The sequence below is a fragment of the Streptomyces phyllanthi genome (assembly GCF_009377205.1).
Classification (GTDB): Bacteria; Actinomycetota; Actinomycetes; order Streptomycetales; family Streptomycetaceae; genus Streptomyces; species Streptomyces phyllanthi.
Genome location: NZ_VJZE01000363.1, coordinates 1 through 9,623, shown reverse-complemented (window position 1 = coordinate 9,623; position 9,623 = coordinate 1). Strand labels below are relative to the sequence as shown.

The 9,623-nt window shown below is 73.6% G+C and carries 10 protein-coding genes; all 10 read right to left on the bottom strand.

The genetic code is table 11. The annotated features are described in order from the left end of the window. Position 1 precedes the first annotated feature (1 nt). Positions 2-622, bottom strand: coding sequence for a 1,2-phenylacetyl-CoA epoxidase subunit PaaD (paaD, locus tag FNH04_RS46830; protein WP_386574601.1), 621 nt, complete (start codon positions 620-622; stop codon positions 2-4). Then, positions 616-1,482, bottom strand: coding sequence for a 1,2-phenylacetyl-CoA epoxidase subunit PaaC (gene paaC / locus FNH04_RS46825; RefSeq protein ID WP_194236906.1), 867 nt, complete (start codon positions 1,480-1,482; stop codon positions 616-618). The genes paaD and paaC overlap by 7 nt, the downstream gene beginning before the upstream one ends. A gap of 85 nt (positions 1,483-1,567) precedes the next feature. Then, a complete protein-coding gene (paaB, locus tag FNH04_RS34275; RefSeq protein ID WP_152789750.1) occupies positions 1,568-1,864 on the bottom strand; it encodes a 1,2-phenylacetyl-CoA epoxidase subunit PaaB in 297 nt (98 codons plus the stop codon). Beyond that, positions 1,861-2,853, bottom strand: a complete 993-nt coding sequence (gene paaA, locus FNH04_RS34270; protein ID WP_152789749.1) for a 1,2-phenylacetyl-CoA epoxidase subunit PaaA — start codon at positions 2,851-2,853, stop codon at positions 1,861-1,863. Before paaA ends, paaB begins: the two co-directional genes overlap by 4 nt. Positions 2,854-2,923: 70 nt before the next feature. Further along, positions 2,924-3,754, bottom strand: a complete 831-nt coding sequence (locus tag FNH04_RS34265) for an enoyl-CoA hydratase/isomerase family protein (protein WP_152789748.1) — start codon at positions 3,752-3,754, stop codon at positions 2,924-2,926. 16 nt (positions 3,755-3,770) lie between these two features. Further along, positions 3,771-4,673: a 3-hydroxyacyl-CoA dehydrogenase family protein gene (locus tag FNH04_RS34260; RefSeq protein WP_152789747.1), complete on the bottom strand. Its 903-nt coding sequence runs from the start codon at positions 4,671-4,673 to the stop codon at positions 3,771-3,773. Beyond that, a complete protein-coding gene (locus FNH04_RS34255) occupies positions 4,670-5,434 on the bottom strand; it encodes an enoyl-CoA hydratase/isomerase family protein (RefSeq protein WP_152789746.1) in 765 nt (254 codons plus the stop codon). The genes FNH04_RS34260 and FNH04_RS34255 overlap by 4 nt, the downstream gene beginning before the upstream one ends. Then, positions 5,431-6,612: a thiolase family protein gene (locus FNH04_RS34250; protein ID WP_152789745.1), complete on the bottom strand. Its 1,182-nt coding sequence runs from the start codon at positions 6,610-6,612 to the stop codon at positions 5,431-5,433. The genes FNH04_RS34255 and FNH04_RS34250 overlap by 4 nt, the downstream gene beginning before the upstream one ends. Then, positions 6,602-8,329 (bottom strand): phenylacetic acid degradation protein PaaN, encoded by a 1,728-nt coding sequence (paaN, locus tag FNH04_RS34245; protein ID WP_152789744.1) that lies wholly within the window; start codon positions 8,327-8,329, stop codon positions 6,602-6,604. Before paaN ends, FNH04_RS34250 begins: the two co-directional genes overlap by 11 nt. A gap of 78 nt (positions 8,330-8,407) precedes the next feature. Continuing rightward, positions 8,408-9,623, bottom strand: a 1,216-nt coding sequence (locus FNH04_RS34240) for a dihydrolipoamide acetyltransferase family protein (protein WP_152789743.1), incomplete at its 5' end; no start/stop codon positions are given.

The window sequence follows — 9,623 nt, the reverse complement described above, 5'->3', positions numbered from 1 at the left end:
GTCATGGCAGGTCCTTGACGTGGGGGAACGGCTCCAGGCAGGTGCGGCAGCGCCGAAGCGCCGTGCAGGCGGTGGCGGCGAAGTGGGAGAGCTCCTCCGTGTCGGCCGAGGTACAGCGCGGGCAAGGCACGGCGGGCGGGGCCTGACCCGGGTCCGGGCTCGGACGCCGGGCAGGGTCAGGGGCTTGGGCAGCCTGCGCGGTGGTCAGGCTCAGCCAGGTACGGCCCGTTGCCAGCCCCGGCATGCGGCGCGGGCCCGGCGGCGCGATGCCGTGTTCCGCCAGTTTGCGTCGGCCCTCGTCGGTGATCCGGTCGGTGGTCCACGGCGGGTCGAGCACCGTGACCACCCGCACGTCGGCGAAGCCGGCGACCCGCAGCCGGGCGGCCACCTCGGCGCGCATCTCGGCCACGGCGGGGCAGCCCGAGTACGTCGGCATGAGTCGTGCGACGACGGCTTCGTCCGGCGTCACCTCGACGCCGTGCAGGACACCGAGGTCGGCGAGCGTCAGCATCGGCAGTTCGGGGTCGGGGACCTCAGCGGCGATCCGCCACGCACGCTCCCTGCGCTCCGCCCGCTCCCTGCGCCCCCGCTCCCCGGCCCGTCCCGGCGACGCCGTCACCACGACGCGTCCGGGTGGGCGCGGGCGACGCTCTGGAGTTCGGCCAGGAGCGGTGCCAGCTGCGGCGTGTGCGCGCCGTCCCTGCCGGAGCCCGGCATCGAGGACGCCGACGTGCCGCGCGAGGCCGCGTCGCCGGGCCGGTTCAGACCGGCACCGGCCAGCACATGGGACAACTCCGCCCGGGTCCGCGCGGCCACGGCGGACGGATGCGCGCCGAGGCGCTCCGCCGTGCGGTCCGTCAGCAGCTCGTCCAGCCAGGGGGCGAGGGCGTCCCACGCGGCCCGCATCCGTCCGGCGGACTCGGCGGTGCCGCCGCCGAGCCGTACCGCCCACTCGGCGGCGTAACGGCGGTGGTACGCCAGTTCCTTGACGCTCTTCGCGGCAATCGCGGACAGCACCGGGTCGGGGGCCGCGGTGAGCGCCTCGCACACGGCCAGCCGCCAGACGGACAGCACCAGCAGGCGGGCGACGGTGAACGCGAAGTCACCGCACGGGAGTTCGGCGAGGCGGACGTTGCGGAAGTCGTCGGCGTCGCGGAAGTAGGCGTACGCGTCCTCGCCGCGCCCGGTGCCGTCGACCTGCCCGGCGCGGGAGTACAGCAGGCGGGCCTGGCCGAGGAGGTCGAGGCCGATGTTGGCCAGCGCCAGCTCCTCCTCCAACTCCGGCGCACGGGTGCACCATTCGGCCAGCCGTTGCGCGGACACCAGGGCGTCGTCACCGAGCGCCAGACAGCAGGCGGCCAGGCCTTCCGCGTCGACACTCTCGGGCACCGCCTGGTCCACGCCGTGCAGCGGGTCGGTGAACCCGGTGCCGAACGCCCAGCGCGCGCTGTCGCCGTCGACGTACAGATCCTCGTCGGTCATGCGCTGCTCCTAGATGGTCATGGAATGAACGGGGGAGTCGTCCCAGGGCGGGCGTCCCTTGGGGGGCGTCCCAGGACGGACGTCCCTACATGTGGGGGACGTCGTCAGGGATGTCGTAGAACGTGGGGTGCCGGTAGACCTTGTCGCCGCTGGGCGCGAAGAAGGGATCCTTCTCGTCGGGTGCGGACGCGGCGATGGTGTCCGAACGCACGGCCCAGATGCTTACCCCCTCCTTGCGGCGGGTGTAGAGGTCACGGGCGTGACGGAGGGCCATCTCGTCGTCGGCGGCGCGCAGGGAGCCCACGTGGACGTGGTTGAGGCCGCGCTTGCCGCGGACGAACACCTCGTACAGTGGCCAGTCGCCCTTGTTCGTCGCGCTCATGCCGTCACTCCGTCCCGCGTGCGGACGGCCTGCTCGGCCGCGTACGACGCCGCGGCCTCCCGCACCCAGGCGCCCTCCTCGTGGGCGGCCCGACGGCGTGCGATCCGTTCGGCGTTGCACGGCCCGTCACCGGAGACGACCCGCTTCAGCTCCTCCCAGTCGGGTGTGCCGAAGTCGTGGTGGCCGCGTTCCCCGTTCCAGCGCAGCTCGGGGTCGGGGAGGGTGACGCCGAGCTTCTCGGCCTGGGGGACGGTCATGTCGACGAAGCGCTGCCGCAGCTGGTCGTTGCTGTGCCGCTTGATCCTCCAGGCCATGGACCGGGCGGAATTGGGGGAGTCGGCGTCGGGCGGACCGAACATCATCAGGGACGGCCACCACCAGCGGTCGACGGCGTCCTGCACCATGGCCCGCTGTTCGTCGGTGCCGCGCATCATGGTCAGCAGCAGTTCGTAGCCCTGCCGCTGGTGGAACGACTCCTCCTTGCAGACGCGGACCATGGCGCGTCCGTACGGGCCGTACGAGGTACGGCACAGCGGGACCTGGTTGCAGATCGCCGCGCCGTCCACGAACCAGCCGATGACGCCGACGTCGGCGAAGGTTCGGGTGGGGTAGTTGAAGATCGAGGAGTACTTCTGGCGGCCGTCGATCAGCCGCCGGGTCAGGTCCGCGCGGTCGGCGCCGAGGGTCTCGGCCGCGGAGTACAGGTAGAGGCCGTGGCCCGCCTCGTCCTGGACCTTGGCGAAGAGGATCGCCTTGCGGCGCAGCGAGGGCGCCTTGGTGATCCACTCGCCCTCCGGCTGCATGCCGATGATCTCCGAGTGCGCGTGCTGCGCGATCTGCCGGACGAGCGTGGCACGGTAGGCATCGGGCATCCAGTCCCTGGGTTCGATGCGCTGGTCCCGGGCGATGGTGTCCTCGAAGGCGGCCTCGGGGTCGTACGGCCCCGGGGGCGTACCGGGCGCCGGGGCGGGGTGGTCCGTGATGTCCATGACGGCGGTGTCCTGTCGTGGTCGGGTAGGGATCTGTGAGCGGGATGGGCGGGATGGGCCGGAGGACCGGTCAGTGACCGCGGAAGACCGGGGCGCGGCGGGCCAGGAAGGCACGGACGGCCTCGTGGTGGTCGTCGGTGGCGCCGAGCCGGCGTTGTACGACGGCCTCGCGTTCCAGGGCGGCCGCCAGCGTCGAGGCGGACGCGGACCGCAGCAGCGTCTTGGCCGCGCGGTATGCGGCGGTGGGGCCCCCGGCGAGGCGACGGGCGAGGGCGAGCCCTTCGGCGGCGGCCCGGCCGTCCGGTACGACGCGGTGGACCAGTCCCCAGGCCTCGGCGTCCCGCGCCGAGAAGCGGTCGCCCAGCAGCATGAGCCCGCCGGCCCGTGACCGGCCGAGCTGCCGGACCAAGGCGCGGGCGACCCCGGAGTCGGAGGCCAGCCCGAGGCCCCCGAACGCGGTCGCGAACCGGGCCCCCTCGCCGGCGACCCGCACGTCGGCGCAGAGCGCGATGCCGAGCCCGGCCCCGACGCAGGCGCCCTCGACGGCCACGATCAGCGGCACGGTCAGCGCGCTGAGCTCCTTCACCAGGGGGTTGTAGTCGTTGGGGATGTTCGCGAAGGCCTTCGCCGGCGCGTCGGCGAGCAGCCGGGCGTGCTCCTGGAGGTCCTGCCCGACGCAGAAGTGCTTGCCGCGCGCGGTGAGCAGGGCCGCCCGGACGCCCCGTGCGGTGTCCGTCGTCAGGCGCCGCGCGGCCGACAGAAGCGCACCGCGCAGGTGCGCGTCGAGTGCGTTGCCGCTCGCGGAACCGCACAGTTCGACGACCGCGACGCCGTCGGTGACCTTGTACGTCACCCCGTGCGAGCGGTCCGCCGCCGAGGCCGTGCTGTCGTCCTTCACCATCGGTAGAACCCCTGATTCACCATCGGTAGAACCCCTGACCGGTCTTGCGGCCCAGCTCACCGCGGGCGACCTTCTCCCGCAGCAGGCGCGGCGGCGCGAAGCGTTCGCCGAGCGTCGTGTGCAGGTGTTCCGCGATGGCGAGCCGTACGTCGAGTCCCACCAGGTCGGTCAGACGCAGCGGGCCCATCGGGTGCCGGTAGCCGAGGCGCATGGCCTTGTCGATGGCCTCCGGCTCGGCGACGCCCTCCTCGACCATGCGGATCGCCTCAAGGCCGAGGGCGAGGCCGAGGCGGCTGCTGGCGAACCCGGGGCAGTCCTTGACGACGACGTCCTGCTTGCCGAGGGCGTGCGTCCAGCGGACCGCCGCGTCGAGGGCCGTCGCGTCGGTGTCGGGGGCCGGGACCAGTTCCACGAGGGCGGAGACGGGCACGGGGCTGAAGAAGTGCATCCCCAGGAAACGCCCGGGACGCCGCAGGGCCGCCGCGAGTTCGGTGACGGACAGGGAGCTGGTGTTGCTGGCCAGCACGCATCCGTCGGGCACGACGTCCTCGGCGGCGGCGAGCACCTCGGCCTTGAGCCCCGCGTTCTCGGGGACCGCCTCCACGACGAGATCCGCGTCGTGGGGGAGTTCCGCGACCGACGACACGGCGATCACCCGGTCCGGTACGTCGAGGTCCGACGACACGGCGACCACCCGGTCCGGTACGTCGAGGTCCGACAGTCCGGAGAGCGTCCCGCGTTCGGCCGCCCGCCGAAGTCCCGTGGCGATCCGCTCCAGAGCGGCGGTCGCCGTCGTGCCGTCACGCTCCACGACGACCACGCGCGACCCGGCGGCGGCGAACGACTGGGCGATACCGGCGCCCATGCGTCCACCGCCGATCACCCCCACCACGCAGGGCGGTGCTGCTGCCGAGCTCATGCCCGGCCTCCCTTCTTCTCCAGGAAGCGCGTCATGCGCTCCTCCTTGTCCGTGCTCTCGAAGAGCACCGCCTGGGCGAGGTCGTCGGTCACGGGATGAGCCCCCGAGGCGTCGGTGACGAGCTTGGTGAGCCGCAGGGCGAGCGCCGAGGAACGGGACATCCGGTCGAGCACCGCGTGCGCCTCGTCGACCAGCCGGTCGGCCGGTACGACATCCAGGACCAGGCCGCAGGAGAGCGCGGCCCGGGCGTCGAGGCTCCGTCCGGCGAGCAGGACCTGCTTGGCCACCGACTCGCCCACCAGCTCCCGCAGCCGCCAGCACGCCCCGGCGGCGGCGAGAATGCCCAGCCCTGGTTCGGGGTTGCCGAACACCGCGTCCGGCCCGGCGATCCTCAGGTCGCAGGCGTACGCCAGCTCGGCCCCGCCGCCCAGCGCCCAGCCGGGCACGGCGGCGATCGTGGGCAGGGGCAGCCTGCGCACCCGCTCGAACAGACGGCTGTTGATCCCCTGCAGCGCCTCCTCCCGGCCGCGCCTGCGCAGTTCCCCGATGTCGGCGCCACCGGCGAAGACCCCGCCGTGCCCGGTGAGCAGCAGCGGCTTCGGAACGCGCTCCAGGTCCTCGCACACACGGTGCAGTTCGGCGATCATGCGACCGTTGATGGCGTTGCGGGCGGCGGGCCGACGCAGGGTGACCACCACCCGGTCGGAGCGTTCCTCCACCACCAGCGTGTCGTACGGGCGGTCCGCGGCCGACTCGTTCATACGCGCTCCACGAGCATCGCCACGCCCTGTCCGACCCCGACACAGAGTGTCGCCAGGCCCCGTCGGCCGCCCTCACGCTCCAGGCGGCCCAGAAGGGTGAGCAGGATGCGGGTGCCGGAGCAGCCCAGGGGGTGGCCGAGGGCGATGGCACCGCCGTCGGCGTTGACGCGGTCCGGGTCGAGCTTCAGGCGCCGTACGACCGCCAGGGCCTGGACGGCGAAGGCCTCGTTGAGTTCGACCGCGTCGAGGTCGTCGACCGTCCAGCCGGCCCGGTCCAGGGCCCGGGCGGTGGCCGGCACGGGGCCCAGCCCCATCAGTCGGGGCTCGACCCCGGCCGAGGTGGCGGTGACGACACGGGCCCGCGGCGTCATCCCGTACCGTTCCACCGCCGCCCCGCTCGCCACCACCAGGGCGGCGGCCCCGTCGGACAGCGGCGAGGAGTTGCCCGCGGTGACGATGCCGCCCGGGCGGAAAGCGGTGCGCAGGCCGCTCAGCCTCTGAAGCGTGGTGGTCGGGCGCGGCCCTTCGTCCTGGGTCACCTCACCGTTCGCCACCGGAACGGGGACGATCTCCGCCGTGAAACGGCCCGCCGACTGCGCGGCCACCGCCCGACGGTGGCTGCGCAGCGCGAAGGAGTCGGCCTCCAGGCGGGTGATGCCGTCCAGAACGGCCACCTCCTCCGCGGTCTCGCCCATCGACAGGGTGGTCGTGGCGGGGAAGCGCGGGTTGGTGAAGCGCCAGCCGAGAGAGGTGTCGTGGACGTCGCCGGGCCGGGCCCAGGGCGTGCCGGGCTTGGCCATCACCCAGGGCGCGCGGGTCATCGACTCGACCCCGCCGGCCACGACCAGCTCGGCCTCACCCGCCCGGACCGCCTGCACGGCGGAGGCGACCGCCGTGAGCCCCGAGGCGCACAACCGGTTGACGGTGTATCCGGGCACGGTGTGCGGAAGTCCGGCCAGCAGTACGGCCATCCGCGCGACGTCACGGTTGTCCTCGCCGGCCTGGTTCGCGGCGCCGAGGACGACCTCGTCCACGGAGTCGGCCGGGATCCCGGCGCGGCGCACGGCCTCGCCGACGACGAGGGCGGCCAGGTCGTCGGGGCGTACGGACGCCAGGGCGCCGCCGTAGCGGCCCTGCGGGGTGCGGGCCCCGTCGATCAGATAGACCTCATCGGACATCGGGGCGCTCCTCGTACTCCTCGTGCTCCTCGGCGGGGGCGTGGCGGCGGGACTGGAGGACGGCGAACCGGCCGGTGACGAACGCCGGGTCGGTCAGGGTCGCGTTGGCGGCGGGGTTGGCCGAGGTGCCGTGGAAGTCGCTGAAGGCGGCGGACTGGTTGGGGAACACGTCGGCGGTCAGGTTCTCCGAGAGGTGCACCCCGGCCTCCAGGGCCGTCGCCCGCGCCGCCGTCAGGACGTCCTCCCCGGTCGCGTACACGCAGGCGGTGAGCGCGCCGTGGCGTCGCACGGTGTCGTGCAGGACGCGCAGTGAGTGCGCGGTGTCGTCGGTGGCTATGACGAAGGAGACCGGACCGAACCACTCGCTCGTGTAGGTCTTCTCGTCGGCCTCGGCGTCGAGCCGGACCACCAGCGGGGTGCGGACGACGGCGTCCGGGTGTTCGGGGTGGGCCACGGTGCGTGAGGGGTGGGCGGTACGGCCCAGGGCGGACGCCTCCTCCAGACGCGCGAGGACTCCGTCGTTCACGATGGCGCCGAGGGTGGCGGTGGCGCGGGCCGGGTCGGCGAGCAGGTCGTCCAGGGCGGATCCCAGGTCGGCGGCGAACTCGGCGGCCGTGCGCGGCCCCTGGTCGGTGGGGAATCCGCCACAGGGCACCAGGATGTTCTGCGGAGTGGTGCACATCTGCCCGCTGTAGAGGGAGACGGAGAACGCGAGGTTGCGCAGCAGCCCGGCGTAGTCGTCCGTGGAGTCCACGACGACCGTGTTCAGACCCGCCTTCTCCGTGTGTACGACGGCCTGGCGGGCGTTGTCCTCCAGCCAGTCGCCGAACTCGCTGGAACCGGTGAAGTCCACGATCCGCACGTCGGGGTGGGTGGCCAGGGCGGGAGCGGTGCGCTCCTCGGGGCGCGAGGCGGTCAGCAGCACCACGTCCGGGTCGAAACCGGCCTCTGCCAGCACCTCACGGGCGATCCGCACGGTGATCGCCAGCGGCAGCACGGCCCGCCGGTGCGGCTTCACGACCACCGGGTTGCCCGTGACCAGGCTCGCGAAGAATCCCGGATAGCCGTTCCAGGTGGGGAAGGTGTTGCACGCGATGAGCACGGACACGCCCCGGCCGACGGGTGTGTACGTCTTGTCCATGACCAGTGGCCCGCCGCGCCGCCGCGGCTTGCTCCAGCGGGCGGTGGCCGGGTGGCGCCGCTGTGCGTCCCAGGCGTACGCCACCGCTTCCAGGCCTCGGTCCTGGGCATGTGGGCCGCCCGCCTGGAAGGCCATCACGAAGGGCTGGCCGGTGGTGTGCTGGACGGCGTACGCGATCTCGTAGCTCGCCGCGTTCAGCCGGGCCAGGATCTCGGCCGCCACGCCGGCCCGGACGTCGGGGCTCGAGGAACGCCAGGCGGAGGCGGCCGACTTGGCCGTCGCCACGGCGGCCTCGGGCGACAGGTGCGGGTAGCTGATGCCGAGGGGGAAACCGTACGGCGACACCTCCGTGGCGGGGACGGTGCCGGTGGTGGGGTGCCCGTCGAGAGGGAAGGGGCGGTCGAGCAGCTCACGGAAGGCGGCCTCTCCCGCGGCGGGCGCCTCGGCTCCGTACGCGGACGTGCTCGAGGCCTCCGGGTAGGGCGTCCAGTAGCCGCGGTCGGCCGAGCGGGCCACCGCCTGGTCGAGCAGGTCGGTGTGCCGGGCGAAGAAGTCGGGATGTTGGGCGGGGGACATGGAAGCTCCAGGCCGAACGTTCGGTAGGTGAGTGGGTGCGGTGCGCCCGGGAACGGGCACAGCAGAAGGCGGGGCGGGTCAGACGTCGGCGAGCAGGATCGCCGGGCGTTCCACGCAGTCGGCCACGAAGCGCAGGAAGCCGCCGGCCACTCCGCCGTCGCAGACGCGGTGGTCGAAGCTGAGCGACAGCTGCGTGACCTTGCGGACGGTGAGCGCGCCGTCCACCACCCAGGGTTTGTCGACGATGCGGCCCACGCCGAGGAGCGCCGCCTCCGGGTGGTTGATGATGGGCGTGGAGCCGTCGACGCCGAACACACCGTAGTTGTTGAGGGTGAAGGTGCCGCCGGTCAGCCGGTCGGGCGGCAGGCTTCCGGTCCGGGCCAGCTCGGTCAACCGGGCGAGTTCCGCGGCGAGCTGCACCGTCGTCAGCCGGTGGGCGTCGCGGACGACGGGGACGACCAGCCCGCGTTCGGTCTGGGCGGCGAAGCCCAGGCGCACCTCGTCGTGACGCAAGATCTCCCGGCGTTCGGTGTCGACGGACGAGTTCAGCTCGGGGAAGCGGCGCAGACCCGCGACACAGATCCGGGCGAACAGGGCCAGCAGTCCGACCCGGCGGCCGGGTTCGGCGGCCTCCAGCGCCTTCTTGGCCCGGAGCAGCCCGGTGGCGTCCACGTCGACCCAGGTGGTGGCGTCGGGGATCTCGGTGCGGCTGCGGGAGAGCTTGTCCGCGACGGCCTTGCGGACGCCTCGGAGGGGGATGCGGACGGGGCCGTCCGAGGCGGGCTCGGAGCGGGTCGGAGGCGTGCGTTCCGGCCGGGACGCGGGCACGGGGTCCGTCGCGGGCTGCGTGCCGGACGGTACTTCCGCCTGTCGCGCGACCCGGGCGACGGCCTGTTCCACGTCCTGGCGCAGGACGACCCCGGCAGGGCCGGACGGCGCCAGCGTGGTGAGGTCGATTCCGTGGTCCCGGGCCATCCGCCGTACGAGGGGCGAGATGACGCGGGGAGAGTGCGGCTCGATCACCGGTGCCGTCCCGGCCACCGGTGCCGTCCCGGCCACCGGCCCGGCGCTCGCCGCGGCGGACCCCGCGCGTCGGCGGCGACGGCGGGGTGCCGGTTCGTGCCCGGTTCCGTAGCCGATCAGTACGTTGCCGGACCCGGCCCGCTCCTCCTCGCGGTAGCGCTCGGCGGCGGTGTCGCGGATCTCCGCCGTGTCGCGGACCTCGGCGGTGTCGGGGACCTCGGCGGGGCCGGCGTGCCCCGGTGCGGACACCCCCGCCCCCACCGTGATCAGC